This is a genomic window from Bacillus sp. FDAARGOS_235 (assembly GCF_002073415.2).
GTDB classification, from domain to species: domain Bacteria; phylum Bacillota; class Bacilli; order Bacillales; family Bacillaceae_G; genus Bacillus_A; species Bacillus_A toyonensis.
Window position 1 is genome coordinate 3,030,136 of record NZ_CP020437.2, and the last position, 17,891, is coordinate 3,048,026.

19 protein-coding genes are annotated in these 17,891 nt (G+C 36.7%); 10 read left to right on the forward strand and 9 right to left on the reverse strand.

The genetic code is table 11. From position 1 onward, the window contains the following. Positions 1-13: 13 nt before the first annotated feature. The 4 genes from gerQ to hemQ all read right to left on the reverse strand — a co-directional run bounded on the left by gerQ (position 14) and on the right by hemQ (position 3,439). Positions 14-442 (reverse strand): spore coat protein GerQ, encoded by a 429-nt coding sequence (gerQ, locus tag A6J74_RS17535; protein ID WP_000068641.1) that lies wholly within the window; start codon positions 440-442, stop codon positions 14-16. Between the two features lie 27 nt (positions 443-469). Next, on the reverse strand, positions 470-892 hold the full coding sequence (gene cwlJ / locus A6J74_RS17540; protein ID WP_000538166.1) for a cell wall hydrolase CwlJ: 423 nt from the start codon (positions 890-892) through the stop codon (positions 470-472). A 328-nt stretch (positions 893-1,220) separates the two neighbouring features. Beyond that, entirely contained in the window at positions 1,221-2,492 is a 1,272-nt protein-coding gene (locus A6J74_RS17550; RefSeq protein ID WP_000722859.1) for a serine hydrolase, read from the reverse strand. A 203-nt stretch (positions 2,493-2,695) separates the two neighbouring features. Continuing rightward, on the reverse strand, positions 2,696-3,439 hold the full coding sequence (hemQ, locus tag A6J74_RS17555; protein WP_001287596.1) for a hydrogen peroxide-dependent heme synthase: 744 nt from the start codon (positions 3,437-3,439) through the stop codon (positions 2,696-2,698). A gap of 279 nt (positions 3,440-3,718) precedes the next feature. Here hemQ and pta point away from each other — a divergent pair, with 279 nt between their 5' ends. Beyond that, positions 3,719-4,690, forward strand: a complete 972-nt coding sequence (gene pta, locus A6J74_RS17560; RefSeq protein ID WP_000067215.1) for a phosphate acetyltransferase — start codon at positions 3,719-3,721, stop codon at positions 4,688-4,690. 49 nt (positions 4,691-4,739) lie between these two features. Here pta and lipL read toward each other — a convergent pair whose 3' ends face one another. Further along, positions 4,740-5,585 (reverse strand): octanoyl-[GcvH]:protein N-octanoyltransferase, encoded by an 846-nt coding sequence (gene lipL / locus A6J74_RS17565; RefSeq protein WP_000071937.1) that lies wholly within the window; start codon positions 5,583-5,585, stop codon positions 4,740-4,742. Between the two features lie 151 nt (positions 5,586-5,736). Beyond that, on the reverse strand, positions 5,737-6,429 hold the full coding sequence (locus tag A6J74_RS17570; protein ID WP_000868366.1) for an RsfA family transcriptional regulator: 693 nt from the start codon (positions 6,427-6,429) through the stop codon (positions 5,737-5,739). A 427-nt stretch (positions 6,430-6,856) separates the two neighbouring features. Between A6J74_RS17570 and A6J74_RS17575 the strand changes: the two genes are divergently transcribed. From A6J74_RS17575 to A6J74_RS17600, 6 genes are all read left to right on the forward strand, one after another. After that, positions 6,857-7,081 (forward strand): YuzB family protein, encoded by a 225-nt coding sequence (locus A6J74_RS17575; protein ID WP_000526075.1) that lies wholly within the window; start codon positions 6,857-6,859, stop codon positions 7,079-7,081. A 313-nt stretch (positions 7,082-7,394) separates the two neighbouring features. Continuing rightward, complete coding sequence (locus A6J74_RS17580; protein WP_000388290.1) at positions 7,395-8,450, forward strand: FecCD family ABC transporter permease; 1,056 nt, start codon at positions 7,395-7,397, stop codon at positions 8,448-8,450. Then, positions 8,447-9,463 (forward strand): FecCD family ABC transporter permease, encoded by a 1,017-nt coding sequence (locus A6J74_RS17585; protein ID WP_001260584.1) that lies wholly within the window; start codon positions 8,447-8,449, stop codon positions 9,461-9,463. Before A6J74_RS17580 ends, A6J74_RS17585 begins: the two co-directional genes overlap by 4 nt. Before the next feature lie 15 nt (positions 9,464-9,478). Beyond that, complete coding sequence (locus tag A6J74_RS17590; protein ID WP_000212075.1) at positions 9,479-10,291, forward strand: ABC transporter ATP-binding protein; 813 nt, start codon at positions 9,479-9,481, stop codon at positions 10,289-10,291. Positions 10,292-10,480: 189 nt separating this feature from the next. Further along, a complete protein-coding gene (locus A6J74_RS17595) occupies positions 10,481-11,419 on the forward strand; it encodes an ABC transporter substrate-binding protein (protein ID WP_000787722.1) in 939 nt (312 codons plus the stop codon). A gap of 146 nt (positions 11,420-11,565) precedes the next feature. Continuing rightward, positions 11,566-12,870, forward strand: coding sequence for an HD domain-containing protein (locus A6J74_RS17600; RefSeq protein WP_000262735.1), 1,305 nt, complete (start codon positions 11,566-11,568; stop codon positions 12,868-12,870). 39 nt (positions 12,871-12,909) lie between these two features. Here the strand turns inward: A6J74_RS17600 and A6J74_RS17605 are convergent, their stop codons facing one another. Further along, positions 12,910-13,095: a 2-hydroxymuconate tautomerase gene (locus A6J74_RS17605; RefSeq protein ID WP_001147170.1), complete on the reverse strand. Its 186-nt coding sequence runs from the start codon at positions 13,093-13,095 to the stop codon at positions 12,910-12,912. Between the two features lie 110 nt (positions 13,096-13,205). Here A6J74_RS17605 and A6J74_RS17610 point away from each other — a divergent pair, with 110 nt between their 5' ends. Further along, on the forward strand, positions 13,206-13,880 hold the full coding sequence (locus tag A6J74_RS17610; protein ID WP_000372440.1) for a site-2 protease family protein: 675 nt from the start codon (positions 13,206-13,208) through the stop codon (positions 13,878-13,880). Positions 13,881-13,905: 25 nt separating this feature from the next. Continuing rightward, positions 13,906-14,415 (forward strand): YwhD family protein, encoded by a 510-nt coding sequence (locus tag A6J74_RS17615; RefSeq protein WP_000136673.1) that lies wholly within the window; start codon positions 13,906-13,908, stop codon positions 14,413-14,415. 35 nt (positions 14,416-14,450) lie between these two features. Here the strand turns inward: A6J74_RS17615 and A6J74_RS17620 are convergent, their stop codons facing one another. Together A6J74_RS17620 and A6J74_RS17625 are read right to left on the reverse strand one after the other, a co-directional pair. Continuing rightward, a complete protein-coding gene (locus A6J74_RS17620; protein ID WP_001077069.1) occupies positions 14,451-16,502 on the reverse strand; it encodes a transglycosylase domain-containing protein in 2,052 nt (683 codons plus the stop codon). A 100-nt stretch (positions 16,503-16,602) separates the two neighbouring features. Next, entirely contained in the window at positions 16,603-17,328 is a 726-nt protein-coding gene (locus A6J74_RS17625) for a glycerophosphodiester phosphodiesterase (protein ID WP_001039753.1), read from the reverse strand. Positions 17,329-17,479: 151 nt separating this feature from the next. Here A6J74_RS17625 and A6J74_RS17630 point away from each other — a divergent pair, with 151 nt between their 5' ends. Beyond that, a complete protein-coding gene (locus tag A6J74_RS17630; RefSeq protein ID WP_000276559.1) occupies positions 17,480-17,887 on the forward strand; it encodes a MerR family transcriptional regulator in 408 nt (135 codons plus the stop codon). The last annotated feature ends 4 nt before the right edge of the window (positions 17,888-17,891 follow it).

Genomic DNA, 17,891 nt, shown 5'->3' on the forward strand with positions numbered 1-17,891 from the left:
TGCCAGCTTTTTTTTATGGTCTCGGAGCATAAGTTGCTTGTTGACTAGGTAAATACGTAATCTCTTCTGGGAATTCTACATAATCTAAGTAGATCATTAATAGTAAAAAACGTTTCCCTGATTGTGGTTCACTAATAACGATATGATCACGTCCGGCCGCTTCGATAATCCCTGTATAAGATTGTGTACCGAGCGAGCTACCACGCTCATAAGTCATTACAACTGTAGCTTGCTTTCCTTTATTTAAGCGAAGAATGTTTTCAATGTATGATTGCTCGAGCGGTAACATCCCTTGAGAAACTGCAAGTTGAGCCTGAGCAGCTTGTTGTTGCATTGCTTGCTGTTGTTGCTGTTGCTGCGCGGTCATTTGTTGCGGTTGTACGTAAGTGCCTGATGGTTGATAAAAACCTGTTCCATAGTACGGGTTTTGTTGCTGTGCCATTCAAAAATCCCTCCTCATTTTCATTCCCTAATATACGCTTGGACAGTCTCCGGCAGATGGCTGGAAGAAGCAGTGCTTTTTAAAGCGACCAGAATTTTGTTGGTCATACCAAGTTGGCGGACAAGGACCTTCAGGCCTAAAAAACCATAAGGCAAAGTTAGCGGGCCAAAAACGTTGTCCTTGAATGGTCCGTCTTGCTAATGCGATATCTTGCTCCCTCGCTCGCTGATAAAAATATCCTTTTTGAGTTGCCTCAAAACCACCAGGATTTTGATAAACCATTTGACGTAAATTACGTATCCTTTTAAAATCTAAACAATTTCCACGGACACGATTTACCCCAACGTTTCCGACCATTAGCATTCCTTGTTGCCCTTCTCCTTCGGCTTCAGCACGCATCAGTCTAGCTAATAACTTTACATCTTCTTCGTTATAAGCAATAACACCCATTATGTGTCACCTCTCTTTGTGGAATACCTTTTGGAAAGAGGTTTATCCCGCATTAATGGGCAGTAAGACTCCCACCTTGAAATTTGGCTGGAGCAAAGAAGGTGGGTGGGAGATCAAACTGCCCCTAAACGCTCGATTGGTGAAGGCTAATAATCAGTGGGGGATGAACAAAACCCCCACTGATTAAAGTTTCACTTTATCTCTAGATGAAGTGTGGAACAATTACTAGTTCATACGTATGAGGAAAAGGACTCAGATATGACAACCAAACGAAGTTTTACATTGAGAGAGGAAAATAAAAAAGCTAGCGTGTGCTAGCTTTTTATCATTAAAATATTTTGGACCATAAGTTTGAGAAGAAATCACCAACGGAACGCATTGTTAATACGAACCAATTTGCTTTTTCTACTTCTTCTGTCGTTTTTGCAGCAACCTTCATGCTCTTATTTCCATCTAAGAAACCATATTTATCAGTTGATTCTAAAACGATGGAACCCACCTTTGTATCTTTCTTAATAGGAGCAATTAAATGTCCATCTTCAGCGAGTGACTTATCTGCTTCAGTAGAAATTTTGTAAGGTGACTTGTCACCCTTTTTCGCAATTACTGTTATTTCTTTTTCAGGTGCAACAGTTACTTGATCTGCTTTCCCTTTTACTACAGAGATTGTATTATTTTTATCAATTTTCAGCTTTTGTTTTTCGAAGCTATTAAATCCATATTCAATTAATGCACGAGATTCTGTGAAACGTTCGTCCATTGATTTTGTCTTAATAATAACGGAAATAAGACGTAAATCACCACGTTTTGCTGTAATAGTGAATCCATATCCAGCCGTATCAGAACTTCCTGTTTTCAAACCATCTGACCCTTCATAAGCGAAAGCAGCACCTGGTAACATCCAGTTCCAGTTTTCCATACGAATTGGCTTCGGATGATTATCCGGGAAGTTTCTAAATCTTTGTTTTGTATCCTCTAGCATTTCTGGATACTTTGTAATAATTGTTTTTGAAAGAATACCCATATCGCGAGCTGACATGGAGTTTTCTCCATTCGGATCAGTTCCTTCAGGATGTTTCCCTTTTAAATCAGCGTTATTTAACCCAGTAGCGTTTACAAATTTATATTTCTTTAACCCTAGTTTTTTTGCATGGTCATTTGCAAGATTTAAGAAGTTTTTTTCGCTTCCTGCAAGAAGTTCTGCTAAAGCAATACTAGATCCATTCGCAGAGAAGATAACGATAGAATGATATAATTCTTTTACAGTATATTGACGTCCTTTTTCAAACGGTACGTTAGAGAATTCGTTATTACGAGAGACTTCATAAGCATAATCAGAAATATTTACTTTTGTATCCCAAGTAATTTTCCCTTCTTTAATTGCCTCTAAAACAGCATAAACAACAATTAATTTTGACATACTAGCGATAGCTAGTAATTCATCTGGATTTTGCTCATGCAGTATTTTTCCTGTATCTGCATCAAATAGAAGTGCAGCGGCTGCCTCAATATGTATTTTTTCTTCCGCATGGGATGTTGTTACTACTAAGGAAGAAATTGACAATAAAAGCAATAGTAAAATAGACAAGATTTTCTTCATATAGATTATCACCTTCGCATCGGTATTTAGCATATAGCTCGTATCATTTTAGCATAATTTTATATATAAAAAGGTTACAATTTTACAAGAAATTTGAAAAGAATTTGTCGATTTTTGTTCAAATTTGCGGAGAAAAGAAGTTTTTTGAGGAGAAATATAGAGGATAATAAAAAAAGGAACGAAATTCGTTCCTTTTTCACTATTTATATGTGTAAAAATTTTTCTACTTTTTCGTTCGGTAAAATGTTTCCAACGAAAAATGTTCCGAATTCACCATAACGAGCACTTACTTCATCGAAGCGCATTTCATATATAAGTTTCTTAAATTGAAGAACATCATCAGCGAATAATGTTACGCCCCACTCGAAATCGTCGAATCCGACTGATCCTGAAATAACTTGGCGTACTTTACCTGCGTACTGTCGACCAATTTTACTATGACTGTACATCATTTTTTTACGTTCTTCCATAGGAAGCATGTACCAGTTGTCATCACCTTGGCGACGCTTGTCCATTGGATAGAAGCAAATATGATTTGCTTTTGGTAATTCAGGATATAAGCGAGCTAAAATTTGTGGGTTTTGGTATGGATCTTCATCAGCTGGAAGATAGTTGCTTAGTTCAACAACAGATACGTAAGAATATGCAGGAACCATATATTCAGCTAATGTTGTTTTATTTAATTCTGTTTCAATTTCATTTAATTCTTCCATTGTTGGACGTAAAATCATAAGCATAATATCAGCTTTTTGACCAACAACTGTATACATTGCGTGACTACCTTTTTTTGCAGTAGCTACTTCGTTCCATTTTTCAACGACATTTAAAAATTCAGACACAGCTTGTCCGCGTTCGTCGCTAGATAATGTTTTCCATGCAGCCCAATCAATAGAACGTAAATCATGTAGACAATACCAGCCATCTAACGTTGTTGTTGCTTCACTCATTCTATTCACCTCAGTTAATGATAGTTTTACACGTTAACTATAGCATATATAGTTTTAAAATCATCTATATAAAGTTCTGGCACATAAAATTGTCACATTTATATTTATTAGAAATCGGGAGAAAATAAGGCTTAAGTAGGACATATTTTTCGGCTGAATTTTATGAAAATATAATCATTTTCATTTTATCTATTTTTTGGGAGCTATAAGTTTAAAATATAGAGGAAAAGCAGTATTCTTAAAGATAGAGTTTTTTAACATATGTAGGAGGGTTTATTCGTGAGCAACTTATTTACAACAGTAAAAGAAAAAGTTCAAGGAAAAGGCATTTCTATCGTACTTCCTGAAGGAACTGATGAAAGAATTTTAGGCGCTGCAGAGCGTTTAGCAAAAGAAGAGTTAGTAAAACCAATTTTAGTTGGTAATAAAGAAGAAATTAGCGCAAAAGCTGCTAGCATGAATTTAACATTAGCAGGCGTTGATATTTATGACCCAGCTACATACGAAGAAATGGATGCAATGGTAGCATCTTTCGTTGAACGCCGTAAAGGTAAAGCAACTGAAGAAGACGCTCGTAAAATCCTTAAAGACGAAAACTACTTCGGTACAATGCTTGTATACATGGGCAAAGCACATGGTTTAGTAAGTGGTGCAGCTCACTCTACAGCTGATACAGTTCGTCCAGCACTTCAAATTATTAAAACAAAACCAGGCGTTACAAAAACTTCTGGCGTATTCATCATGGTACGCGAAGAAGAGAAATATGTATTCGCTGATTGCGCAATTAACATTGCACCAAACAGTCAAGATTTAGCTGAAATTGGTATTGAAAGTGCGAAAACTGCTGAACTATTTGGCATTGACCCACGCGTTGCTATGTTAAGCTTCTCTACAAAAGGTTCTGCGAAATCTCCAGAAACAGAAAAAGTTGTAGAAGCAACTCGCATTGCAAAAGAAATGGCTCCAGAATTAACTTTAGATGGAGAATTCCAATTCGATGCTGCATTCGTACCATCTGTAGCTGAGAAAAAAGCTCCAGGTTCTACAATTAAAGGTGATGCTAACGTATTCGTATTCCCAAGCTTAGAAGCTGGTAATATTGGCTACAAAATCGCTCAACGCTTAGGTAACTTCGAAGCAGTAGGACCGATCTTACAAGGTTTAAACATGCCTGTAAATGATCTATCTCGTGGATGTAACGAAGAAGAAGTATACAAGTTAGCTTTAATTACAGCAGCTCAAGCACTTTAATTCTATAATGAATTGCTATGAAAAATGACCACCCTTAGGGTGGTCATTTTTATTTTTCTAAGCCAAGTGCTTTATTATTACGATCAATAATACGCTGTAAATTCGTCTCATATAAAGGAACTTCATCTACTGTTAATTGAGATGGTGTTAACTTTGGAGCGAATTGCTGTAATGTTTTTAAAAGACGCATCATTAAATCTTGTACTGTAATTGTTTCACCAAGTAATTCTGAGAGTGAGGCCATTGTACTCGGTACAATTTCGGGATACGTGAAGCGTGTTTCTTCTCCTTGAATTGCTACATTGTAAAAGTCGCGAACAAGCGCAGCGCGTTCCGATCCGCTTCCTGTAGCACATAAGTAAATTTGTACAGCAACCCCACCGCGAATACGGCGCTGAGAAATACCTGCGAATTTTTGGTCGCGAATACTTAAATCATAGCTACCAGGACAATAAGAACCAACAATTTCTTTTGCCTCGATTATAACGTCGTAATCTTTTAACATTTCCTTAATTAAATGCCACATTGTATCGTATCCCAGATCAATATCGATACCTTTTTCTGTTTCTTGGAATAAAAGTGATACGTTTAACACACCTTCATCAAGTACGACCGCAAGTCCACCGGAATTACGAACGATAACATTGAAGTTGTTTTCTTTTAAAAAGGAAATACCTTCTTCTAAGTGTGGTAGGCGTGAATCTTGAATGCCGAGAACGATTGTATTGTGATGAACCCAAGAACGCATTGTTGCAGCGGATGCGCCATTCCCAATACTTGTGCATAATGTGTCATCCATTGCGAATGATTGCAAGGCATGGAATGTCGGTCCTAAACTAGACTGATCTACAATACGCCACTCTGGCTGAGATAAAATTGAACGGGAATTGCTCATATAACTAACCCCTTATCTTTAAAATGACAATCTCTATTATAGCAAAAAATGATGAAAGGAGTTTTCCCATATATAAAGAGAGATTTTAAAGTAAAAGAAGCGTGTGTGCTTGAAGTGAAATAATAAAAAGGATGCATTGCATGCATCCTTTTTATTCTGCAATTTTTTCTAAATTACCGTTTCGATCCATTCGGAAAGAAGTTTGCGAACGTTCCTCATCATCCATTACTGCTAATTTACGAGCGCGGTTCATAATATTCATAAGTGTTTCGTAATCCTCTTGTACAGTATGAGATTGTTGTTCTAATTTTTCTAGTTTCTTTTCTAGTTCTTCATTTCGCAAGATTTGTGATTTAATTTCTTGTTTCAATCTCGTATTCTCGTTTTCAAGACCGGTTACTTTTATATTTGAAGATCCAACAGTTTGTAAAAAGTAAATAACATCTTGCATTGTGATAGAGCTTTTTACAGCAGGGATAGTAGGCTCTTGATATAGACTAGCTTCTTTATATTGTACAGTTGTTTCCTCTTGTACTAGTTCTTCATAATCAGTTATCGCTCCTGAAGCTGGTGGTGTATAAAGTAAACGTTTTTTCGCTTGTTCACCGCTCGCAGCACGCATTTTATCTTTACGATGTTTTTTTGCTAGTTGAAGAGCCTGCTCATAACTATAGCGAACAACGGCATTCCAGCGGAAACCACAAGCAGCGGATGTGCGATTTAACTGATCTCCTACCTCCTCAAATGCATTTAATTGCGTACTTCCTTCTCTAACATGGCGAAGTACCGTTTCAGCAAGTAATAAATCATCCTCGTCTGTCCAAGCATCTTGTCTTACTTTCATAGATTCAACTCCCTTTCTTTTTATGAACTTCCTATTTTTATAATGGGCAAAAAAATGTGCTTTTATACAAAGCTTTTAAAAATATGGTAGATTTCGATGAAAGGAATAAAGTGAAACTTTAATCAGTGAAAGTTTTTTCCGTCTCCCGCTGATTATTAGGGGTTTTTACGGGCAGTGGATTTTCTACCTAACTCTCTCTCATTCGCCGAATTTTAAGGCGGAAGTCTTACTGCCCGCAAACAGCGGGATAAATTTTGCCAAGAATGATGGAAGCTTCTGTAGGAGAGCATAAAAATATGTAGCTTTATATGAAGGAAAGAGCGTCGCAAGGAAACTTGCAACGAGCTTAAAAGAGCGGTAAAATACCATTTAGTGTTTATTTTTAAATGTACTTGAGAAAAGTTTAAAATAGAGGAAGTGTTATATAATGGGAAACGAATTTCGTGTGTGCGATGATTGTCAGGCAACGAACGTTAAAACGTTAATTCCGAAGTTAAAAAAAGTAGATTCATGTGCAACGATTGAAGTTGCATGCCAGTCTTACTGTGGTCCTGGTCGTAAAAAATCATTCGCATTTGTAAATAATCGTCCAGTTGCAGCTCCAACAGAAGATGAATTAATTGTAAAAATTGAAGCAAAGTTAAATAAGTAAGAAAAAGAAGAGTGAACAGACTACTCTTCTTTTTTTATACCCATAAGAAGAATGAGTTATTCTATGGAAGCTTAATTGGTTATTACTGATAGTCAGTGACAGATGGACATCAACTGTTCATTACATTGTCAATTTATATGAATTTGTATTTCGAAATAATGGTTGACAGCCTTTTGAAGCGGTGGGTAGAATAGAAAGTGTCTGATTCTGATAATCATTATCAAGAATAAGCCAATTCACCTATTTTTTTATTACTATTTGAGAATAAATTTCATTTTATTAAATATATGTTGTTGGTTAGGATGGTTGAGGGATGGAAGCGAGCGCAAGGAGTGTAGAACAACAAGATGAGAGTGTTAAAGAGATTAAGAGCAGGCCGCTCATCGCTTCTATTATTTTAGTAGCGGGTACAATTTTGTTAGCTTTAAGCATGGCAGTTTCTATTTCGTTTGGCGCGGCAGATATTAGTTTAAAGACTGTATGGCAAGCTGTGTTTCAGTTTGACGGATCTATTACGCATCATAACGTAATTCAAGAACTTCGCATGCCTAGAGCAATAGGGGGCGTAGTTGCAGGTGCCTTTTTAGCAGTATCAGGAGCAATTATGCAAGGTATGACGCGAAATCCACTTGCATCACCATCGTTAATGGGGATTACAGATGGCGCTGTATTCGGGATTGCAATTATGTATGCATTCTTCCCTAATTCACCTTATTTAATGTTTGTTATCGCATCTTTTATTGGAGCTGCGTTTGGCGCAAGTATTGTATATGGAATTGGGTCTTCTTCACCAGGTGGATTAACACCTGTGAAATTAGCTTTAGCAGGTGCAGCAATTAGTGCTTTATTAGGGGCAATTTCATCTGGAATTGCGCTGTATTTCAATCTTGCCCAAGAGGTGAGTATGTGGAATGCAGGCGGAGTTGCTGGAGTGAAATGGCAAAGTATTAATATGTTAGTGCCAATTGGTCTAGTTTGTCTCTTTATTGCAATTATGATGTCGAGGTATATTACAATCTTGAGCTTCGGTGAAGAAATTGCGATTGGACTTGGTCAAAATACGACATTAATTAAATTTATCGGAACAGTACTTGTTCTTGTGTTAACAGGTTCTGCAGTTTCTATGGCAGGGTCAGTTGGGTTTGTTGGTCTTGTAATTCCACATATGACTCGTTTCCTAGTAGGCTCAGACTATAGATGGGTTATTCCATGTTCTGCAGTCTTAGGTGGATTGTTAATTGAGTGTGCAGATATGTTATCTCGCGTTATTAATCCACCATTTGAAACGCCAATTGGAGCAATTACAGCGCTAATTGGGGTTCCATTCTTCCTCTACTTAGCACGTAACGAAGGGAGAGGAAAAATGTGAGGACGAGCATTTTAACAAAAAAGAACGTTTCTGTTTTAACAATTTTAGTAGGATTAATCATTTCTATATTTCTTATTAGTTTAAATACAGGAACTTTTAAAATACCACCAATGGATGTATTAAAGTCATTGGTTGGACTCGGGGCTGAAGATCAGTCAGTTATTTTATTTGAATTTCGTATGCCGCGTATGGTTATCGCTATATTAGTAGGATCTGCGTTAGCCATGTCAGGTGCAATTCTGCAAGGACTATCAAGAAATCCACTTGCTGATCCAGGTATTATAGGTATTAACGCTGGAGCGGGATTAACGGTTGTTATATTCGTCTACTTTTTCTTTGGAAAAGTTGGGACAGGTACATTTTTATCTGTATTTATCCTTCCATTTTTCGCCCTAGTTGGTGCGATATTAGCGGCAGTTATTATTTACTTATTAGCATGGAAAGACGGCGTTTCATCGACTCGATTAATACTTGTTGGTATTGCCGTTGCGGCTGGATTTGGTGCCGTTAGTTTAATTTTCTCTATGAAGATGACATCTAACGATTTTCGTTTTGCTACGATTTGGTTAGCAGGAAGTCTCTGGGGTACAGATTGGAAATTCGTATTAAGTGTACTTCCATGGATGATTATTTTCTTACCGCTTGCTATTAGTAAAGCACACATATTAAATGTAATGAATTTAGGCGACTCTACAGCTGTTGGCCTTGGTGTAAACGTAGAAAAAGAAAGACGTAAATTATTATTTATTGCAGTTTGTTTAGCTGGTGCATCTGTTGCGGTGGCGGGCGGAATAGGTTTTATCGGTTTAATGGCTCCTCATTTAGCGAGACGCCTTGTTGGTGGTAAACATCAAATCATGTTACCAACTGCAGCATTAATAGGAACGTTCTTGCTTTTATTTGCAGATGTAATTTCAAGAAGTGTGTTGCCAACTTCAGAAATACCGGTCGGTCTTGTTATTTCTGTAATTGGTGCACCATATTTCATATATTTACTTATGAGGACAAAATAAAGGGAGGCTTTTTGTATGGCAACTTTAGCAGTTGATTCGGTATCTGTTGGCTATAATGAAGGATTAATTATTGATGGATTAACAGTTGAAATTCCGGAAGGAAAAATTACAACGATTATTGGACCAAATGGTTGTGGGAAATCCACATTATTAAAAACGGCTTCTCGTATTTTGAAGGCGAAAAAAGGTACTGTTTATCTTGATGGAAAAGCAATTGAGAAGCAGCCAACGAAAGAAATCGCAAAGAAAATGGCGATCTTACCACAAACTGCAGAAGTGCCAACAGGCCTTACTGTGTTTGAACTTGTTTCATATGGACGTTTTCCTCATCAAAAAGGATTTGGAACATTGAAAGAAGAAGACTATCGCTACATTCATTGGGCACTTGAAGTGACGGGAATGACAGAGTTCGCAAATCGTTCAGCAGAAGCTTTATCAGGTGGTCAACGTCAAAGGGTATGGATTGCGATGGCTCTTGCACAAGGAACAGATTTACTTGTATTAGATGAACCAACGACATATTTAGATATGGCACATCAACTTGAAGTATTAAACTTACTGAAGAAATTGAACCAAGAAGAAGGTAGGACAATTGTGATGGTTATTCACGATTTAAATCATGCTTCTCGTTTCTCTGATCATATGATTGCATTAAAAGCAGGTAAGTTAATGAAACAAGGAACGCCAGATGAGGTTATGACAAGTGAAACACTTCGTAACGTGTTTGAGATTGAAGCGCAAATTGTTCCATGTCCAGTAAACTGTAAACCGATTTGTTTAACATATGATTTAGCGATGATTAGTAATCAATTGCGTAAAAAAGCATAAGTAGAACCCCCTCGTAAAGAGGGGGACTTCTAATGGACGTTGAGCTTCTTACTTATAAATGGGAAGTTGAACGCCCGTTAGAATGGGTCATTAACAACGGTTAATAAATATATATTGATTAATTGTTATTTTTGTTTCTTATAGTTCATCCTAAATTATAAGATAAATACAGCCAGAAGGAGTGGGAACATGAAGAATTTTAAAATGGCACTATTAGCAATGGTACTAGTGGTTACTTCTGTACTATTTGCAGCTTGTTCTAACAAAGAAGAAGAAAAGAAAGCAGATGCGAAGACTGAAGAGCGCACTGTAAAACATGCAAAAGGGGAGATTAAAATCCCTGCAAATCCAAAGAAAATTGCTGACCTTAGTGGTTCAACAGAAGAATTATTAATCTTTGGTATGAAACCAATTATTACAGCTAATACATCTCAAGAAAAAATTGATGCACATATTGCAAATAAATTAAAAGACGTTAAACCAGTTGGTTCTGCTTGGGGCGATAAAATTAACATCGAAGCAGTAGCTGCTGCAAAACCAGACTTAATTCTTGTAAATAATCGTCAAGAAAAGATTTACGATCAATTATCTAAAATTGCACCAACAGTTATGTTAAACACTCCATTAGATCAATGGCGTCCAAAGTTTGAAGAAGTAGGCCAAATTCTTGGTAAAGAGAAAGAAACAAAAGAATGGTTTAAAAAGTATGATGAAAAAGCAAGCAAATTACATGATAAAATTATCGCTAAAACTGGTGATGCAACATTCATGAAAATGGCTGCATATCCAAATGCATTCCGTGTATATGGTGACTACGGTTACGGTAGCGTAATCTTTAATGATTTAAAATTACCAGCAGTTAAAGGTACACCAACTGATAAACCATTAGTACAAGTACAAAAAGAAGCTTTAATCGATTACAACCCAGATTACTTATTTGTATTTACAACGGGTGACGGTTCTCAGCGTCTAAAAGAATTCCAAGAAGAATCAATTTGGAAAAACATGAATGCTGTTAAAAATAACCACGTATTTACAATTAAAAATGAAGATCTAAACAAAGGTTACTTCCCACTAGGAAAAGAAATGATCTTAGATGAAGTTGCTGAGTTCGTTTTAGGAAAATAATGTATAAAAAGAAATCGCTTTTACTTCGGTAAAGGTGATTTTTTCTTTATATAAGGGCAATTAATACAGTCTTTCATTTCTTTCTGTTTCCTATTTCGTTTATAATATATAGTAAGAATGCAGTAAAGAAAGGGGGATGTCGAAAAGTGGTATATTTAAACGACAAACTCAGCGAAACAAAAGTGTTTAAAGACCCAGTACATAAATATGTGCACGTGCGTGATCGTGTTATTTGGGATTTAATCGGAACGAAAGAATTTCAACGCTTGCGCCGTATTAAGCAGCTTGGAACAACATTTTTTACATTTCACGGTGCAGAGCATAGTCGCTTTACTCATTCGTTAGGTGTATATGAAATTATTCGTCGTATGATTGATGATGTGTTTGATGGCAGACCGAACTGGAATGCTGAAGATAGATTGTTATGTTTATGTGCGGCATTACTTCATGATGTCGGTCACGGCCCATTTTCTCATTCGTTTGAAAAAGTATTTTCATTAGATCATGAGAAATTTACGCAAAAGATTATCGTAGGAGATACGGAAATTAATCGTGTATTAAGTCGTGTGGATAAGGACTTCCCGCAAAAAGTGGCAGATGTAATTGCGAAAACATCTACTAATAAATTAGCGATTAGTATGATTTCAAGTCAAATTGATGCAGATCGTATGGATTATTTATTAAGAGATGCTTATTTCACAGGTGTAAAGTACGGGAACTTTGATATGGAACGTATATTGCGTGTCATGCGTCCGTATGGGAATCAAGTAGTTATTAAAAATAGTGGTATGCATGCTGTTGAGCATTATATTATGAGCCGTTATCAAATGTATTGGCAAGTATATTTCCATCCGGTAACGCGCAGTGCAGAAGTTATTTTAACGAAGATTTTACACCGTGCTAAATCATTGCATGAGAAGTATTATGCGTTTAAAAATCATCCTGTTCATTTCTATTCTTTGTTTGAAGAAGAAGTGACAGTAGAGGATTATTTAAAGCTAGACGAGAACGTAATGTATTATTACTTCCAAGTATGGCAAGACGAAGAAGATCCAATTTTAAGTGACTTATGCCGTCGTTTTATGAATCGAAATCTATTTAAATATGTAGAGTTTACAGATAAGCACGGTTTAGATAATTGGATGGAGCTAAGCAGCTTATTTAAAAAGATTGGACTAGATCCAGAGTATTATTTAGTTGTTGATTCAACATCGGATTTACCATATGACTTTTATCGCGCAGGAGAAGAGGAAGAGCGTCTGCCAATCTTACTCCTTATGCCGAACGGGGAACTTAGAGAGCTTTCACGTGAATCGGATATTGTTGAGGCGATTACGGGGAAGAAGAGAACGGACCAAAAGTTATTCTATCCGCATGATTTAATCTATGAAGATGGAAGAAAAGGAAAATATAAAGAGAGAATTATCGAGTTGTTAGAAGGCAAAAAATAAGAAGCAGCTAATGGCTGCTTCTTATGAAAGAACTTGAAATTATTTGTCGCTTAAGCGTTTTCCGCCAACTGCATAATGGTTTTTAGACATTTCTTCGATGAAAACAACGATGTTTTCTGCAGGAGCACCAGTTGTTTCGCTTACTGCTGCTGTTACTTTCTCAGCAAGAGCTTTCTTTTGTTCCTCTGTGCGTCCTTCTAGCATTTTCACTGTTACGTATGGCATGTACAATCGCTCCTTTTATGTAAGTTACACTCTTATTATAGCGGATTATGGGGAAGAACAATCGGAAAAAAAATAATTTCTTTTTTGACATATTGAAGAGGAGATGAAGTATGGATCAGTTATTTAGATATCCATTGCACGAAATTCCGTTAGTAGCAATGGCGATTATTATTGCACTATCCGTTCATGAATTTGCACATGCATATGTGGCATATAAATTTGGGGACGATACAGCGAAAAAACAAGGACGTTTAACGTTATCACCGATGGCCCATTTAGATCCTATCGGGATGATTGCAGTATTAATTCTTGGATTCGGTTGGGCAAGACCGGTGCCTGTTAACCCGTATAACTTTAAAAGACCACGTCTTGCAGGGATATTAGTTTCTATTGCAGGACCGATTAGTAACTTAATTTTAAGTGCGATTGGTTTAATTATTTGGTATAGCTTATTAACATTTGGCGTACTAGACTCAATTCCATTTGCAGTAGCAGATACATTAGGTCGATTCTTCCAAATTTTTATTATGCTTAATATCGTTTTACTTGTATTTAACTTATTACCGATTCCGCCACTTGATGGATATCGCGTTGTGGAAGATTTAGCACCAGCAAATATTCGTGCGAAAATGACACAGTATGAAAAATATGGAGCAATTGCGTTATTAATTCTTGTTATTACACCGCTTAGCAATTACACAATTCAACCTATTTTCAATGTTGTCATTCCGTATGTATTCGTATTTTTACAAAGTATCATTGCGCCTATTTTTGGGCTTTTATAATTTTTAAGTGAGGAGGAAGTTACATATGACAGAGAAAAAGAAGAAAATCGGTTTTAATATCGTGAAAAATGATTCAACAGATGGACATGGTGGATTTGGTGTTGGGGCATTAAGCTTAGAAAACATTTCACCTGTATTTGTTGATGTACTAGAGAAAATTGCATTCGTTGATATCGGTGCGATGCATGCGCGTAGTACAGTAGAAAAAGGAATTAAGTTTTTAACAAATAAAGATGACGTTCCAAACGGAAAACCATTTTGGCTTGTTTGGGTAACAATTGAAAGAACACCGAACGGTGCTTATTACGCAGGGGTAACAGCTTGTGAAATGACAGTAGACCGTGAAATTCGCCGCGGATATAAATCACTTCCAGAGCATGTAAACAAAATGGATAAATCATTGAAGCGTCACATTATGGTTGAACATATGGATGAATCTTCTAAAAAAGTACTTGGTACGTTCTTGAAAGAACATAATGAAGCGATTTGGAACGAGTCTAGTGAAGAATTGCGTCATGCATTATTAAGTGAATAAAAAAATAGCTGACGGATGTCCGTCAGCTATTTTTTTTACCAAGGAAGATATTTTTTCCACCAACTTGTTTTTTTCTTTTCTTCACTTGTTTTTTCAAATTCCTCTTTATCATCGACATGATCCATACAATATTCAGTAGGCTCGGTGCCTTTGGCGAAATACATTTTAACTGAAATTGGACAGTTCTTTGTAGCGATCTTGCCGTTTTCTGGGTTAATATTAACGGCTACGACATCACTTGGTTGTTTAAAATCCTTTTTAGGCTGTCCATCTAAGCCTTTCTCCATCGTATCGGTCCATATTTTTTTCGCATATCCTTGTTCTGCTACGTTTGAAATAGATTTAGGTTGATCGTATCCAACCCATACACCAGTTACAATTTGCGGAGTGAATCCAATCATCCAACTATCGGTTTCAGTAGAACCAGACTTTCCGGCATATGTTCTTGATAGTTTTGATAACATAGATTGACCAGTTACAGCGGCATAACTGCTTAGTTTTTTATTAAACATACCAGTCATCATTTCTTCCATCACAAACGCTTTGCTCTTATCGAGAACTTGTTTGCTCTCCAAATGAGCATCGTATAACATGTTCCCTTCATGATCCATAATACGGCGAATAAAGATAGGTTTTACTTCTTTTCCACCGTTTGCGAACATACTATAAGCATTCACCATTTCAATTGGTTTTACAGGAGACGTACCGAGAGCTAGGGAAGGCACATCTTTTAATGCACTCTTAATTCCGAATTGCTTCGCTGTTTTTGCGAGCGTGTCATCACCTAAAAATAAATTTGTTTTCACAGCGTATATGTTATCAGAGACTGCGAGAGCTTGTGCCATCGTTACGAAATCATCTGCGTAATAATCTTTATAGTTTTTCGGTTTATACTTTGAAACACCGTCACCTAAAGTGAATACAGTGTATTCGCTTTTTAAGCGCGTAGCAGGGGTGAATCCTCGTTCCAAAGCTGCGTAATATAGAAAGGGTTTAAATGTAGATCCAGGCTGACGGACGGCTTGTGTAGCCCTGTTAAATTGACTCGTATTATAATCAGTTCCTCCAACAAGAGCAGCCACTTCACCTGTTTTTGGATTCATAGAGACGAGGGCAGTTTGTATGTTTGCTGTTTCAGGTATATGATCTTTGACAGCTTGTTCTGCTACAGATTGTAACTTAGGATCTAACGTTGTATAAATACGTAAGCCACCTCGTTGTAAGGCTTGCTCATCCAGTCCGATATCCCGAAGAAGAGAAGCTTGTACAGCATCTTGGAAATAAGGCGCAACCTCTGCTACTTTTTTCGTATCAAGTGAGGCAAAAGTTAGCGGTTCCTTTTTTGCAGAAGCTGCTTGCTGCTTCGTAATATAACCTTGTTCTACCATTTCATCTAATATGAGAGATTGACGTCCTTTAGCACGTTCTTCTTTTAAAAAGGGAGAGTAGACACTAGGTCCTTTGGGGATTCCTGCAAGCATACTGGCTTCTGCTAATGTTAATTCTTTTGCTGTTTTATCGAAATATAGACGAGACGCAGCTTCGATGCCATAAGCACCATGTCCGTAATAAATTGTATTTAAATAACCTTCTAAAATATGATTTTTATTATAATTCACTTCAAGGCGGACAGTATACATTGCCTCTAATAGTTTCCGTTTCCACGTTTTATCATGATCTAAATATAGATTACGTGCGTATTGTTGTGTAATTGTACTAGCACCTTGCACTTTTGCCATCGCTTTTAAATCAGCAACAATTGCACCTGCAATACGTTTCATATCGAAGCCATGATGCTTATAAAATCTTTGGTCTTCAATAGAAAGTGTCGCTTCTTTTACATAGGGGGAAATTTCATTAAGAGAGACATTGTAACGCTTTTGTATTTCGTTACTTTGTCCAATAACTGTATCATCATTCGCGTAAAAGACGCTTGTTTGCGGGACTGCGACAGGAGGTGGTCCCATAATTTTCGCAACTATAATAATAACAAAAAAGGAAAAAACGAAAAAAAGAACACAAGAAAACATTACGGTGAAGAAAAGACGTTTATATTTTTTAAGTTTTGGATTCATAGTTTGATTCATCTTTTTCAGCCCCTCATTAATACAAACATTATTGTATTAGTATTGAGGATTTTCATTTATTTTAAACAATGAAATTTTGAAAACAAAAAAGCCCCTTCAATTAAGAAAGGAGCTCAAAGGCACGTGCTGGCCAATCGGTGATGATGACATCTACACCATAATCAATTATCGTTTGTAAATCTTTGTATTCGTTAATTGTATAAGGGCGGAAAACGTACCCTTGTTTTTGTGCTAACTGTACGAATTCTTTAGTTAGTAGCTGAAAGTTTGGATGTAAACCAGTTGCTTCTCTAATTTTTGCTTCAGCAATAGGATCAGCAAGTGGCGTATCATATAAAATTGCCCTTGGGATTTCAGGAGCTATTTCTGCTAATAATGAAACAGAGTCATGGTTAAATGATGAGAATACAATTTGATTAGAAAGATGATATTCACGAACAAGTGCAACAACTTTCTCTTCAATATTTGGGTAGTGAATCACATCTGTTTTTAATTCGATATTTAGTTGTAAGTTCGTTGTGGAAAGCCAGATGAAAACTTCGCGTAACGTTGGGATTTTTGCTTCATGGAAAGAAGGATCTTTATGGCTACCAGCGTCCAATGATTGTAGTTCCTCTACCGTTTTTTCAGAAACAATCCCTGCGCCATTTGTTGTGCGATCAACTGTTTCATCGTGGATTACGACAAGTTCGCCATCTTTTGATAGATGAACATCAAGTTCAATCCCATGAGCGCCAATGCGTTCAGCTTCTTGGAAGGCGATCATCGTATTTTCTGGATGTGTTCCTTTTACCCCGCGGTGAGCGAAAATAAGTGGTTTATTCATGTGAAAATCTCCTTATCATCTCTTTTCCTTCATTATGAAACCGCTATGAGAAAAATACAATTTATATGAAAAAAATTTACAAAAGTCTAACAGTTGCACAAAAGTTAACGTTAACGTAAAATGTAATAATTGAGTGAAGGGAGGAATAAACATGTATAAAATTGATGAAGTAACAAAGCAAGTTGGTTTAACAAAGCGTACACTTCGTTATTATGAGGAAATTGGTTTAATTCATCCCCCGGAGCGTAGTGAGGGGAACATTCGGCTTTATACGGATGAGGATATTGCAAGAATTAAAAGGATCGTGGAAGCGAAAGAAGTATTAGGAATCACGCTTCAAGAAATGCAACATTTCTTATCGTTAAAAGAAAGAATGGAACAAAGAAGAAATAGCGAGAATCCTCGCGACCGCGAAGTGATTCAAGAAATTAAAGATATGCTTGAGAAACAAGTGCAAACGTTGGATGAAAAAATGGAGCAAATGCAGCGTGTAAAGGCAGAACTTGAAGATAGTTTACATCGTGCAGTGACATTTTTAGAGAGCATAAAAGGAGAATGATTGA

What these genes read in the sequence shown, in the direction of transcription:
- gerQ (WP_000068641.1), bottom strand. Translation starts at nt 442, where the DNA reads ATGGCACAGCAACAAAACCCGTACTATGGAACAGGTTTTTATCAACCA.
- cwlJ (WP_000538166.1), bottom strand. Translation starts at nt 892, where the DNA reads ATGGGTGTTATTGCTTATAACGAAGAAGATGTAAAGTTATTAGCTAGA.
- A6J74_RS17550 (WP_000722859.1), bottom strand. Translation starts at nt 2,492, where the DNA reads ATGAAGAAAATCTTGTCTATTTTACTATTGCTTTTATTGTCAATTTCT.
- hemQ (WP_001287596.1), bottom strand. Translation starts at nt 3,439, where the DNA reads ATGAGTGAAGCAACAACAACGTTAGATGGCTGGTATTGTCTACATGAT.
- lipL (WP_000071937.1), bottom strand. Translation starts at nt 5,585, where the DNA reads ATGAGCAATTCCCGTTCAATTTTATCTCAGCCAGAGTGGCGTATTGTA.
- A6J74_RS17570 (WP_000868366.1), bottom strand. Translation starts at nt 6,429, where the DNA reads ATGAAAGTAAGACAAGATGCTTGGACAGACGAGGATGATTTATTACTT.
- A6J74_RS17575 (WP_000526075.1), top strand. Translation starts at nt 6,857, where the DNA reads ATGGGAAACGAATTTCGTGTGTGCGATGATTGTCAGGCAACGAACGTT.
- A6J74_RS17580 (WP_000388290.1), top strand. Translation starts at nt 7,395, where the DNA reads ATGGAAGCGAGCGCAAGGAGTGTAGAACAACAAGATGAGAGTGTTAAA.
- A6J74_RS17590 (WP_000212075.1), top strand. Translation starts at nt 9,479, where the DNA reads ATGGCAACTTTAGCAGTTGATTCGGTATCTGTTGGCTATAATGAAGGA.
- A6J74_RS17595 (WP_000787722.1), top strand. Translation starts at nt 10,481, where the DNA reads ATGAAGAATTTTAAAATGGCACTATTAGCAATGGTACTAGTGGTTACT.
- A6J74_RS17605 (WP_001147170.1), bottom strand. Translation starts at nt 13,095, where the DNA reads ATGCCATACGTAACAGTGAAAATGCTAGAAGGACGCACAGAGGAACAA.
- A6J74_RS17610 (WP_000372440.1), top strand. Translation starts at nt 13,206, where the DNA reads ATGGATCAGTTATTTAGATATCCATTGCACGAAATTCCGTTAGTAGCA.
- A6J74_RS17615 (WP_000136673.1), top strand. Translation starts at nt 13,906, where the DNA reads ATGACAGAGAAAAAGAAGAAAATCGGTTTTAATATCGTGAAAAATGAT.
- A6J74_RS17620 (WP_001077069.1), bottom strand. Translation starts at nt 16,502, where the DNA reads ATGAATCAAACTATGAATCCAAAACTTAAAAAATATAAACGTCTTTTC.
- A6J74_RS17625 (WP_001039753.1), bottom strand. Translation starts at nt 17,328, where the DNA reads ATGAATAAACCACTTATTTTCGCTCACCGCGGGGTAAAAGGAACACAT.
- A6J74_RS17630 (WP_000276559.1), top strand. Translation starts at nt 17,480, where the DNA reads ATGTATAAAATTGATGAAGTAACAAAGCAAGTTGGTTTAACAAAGCGT.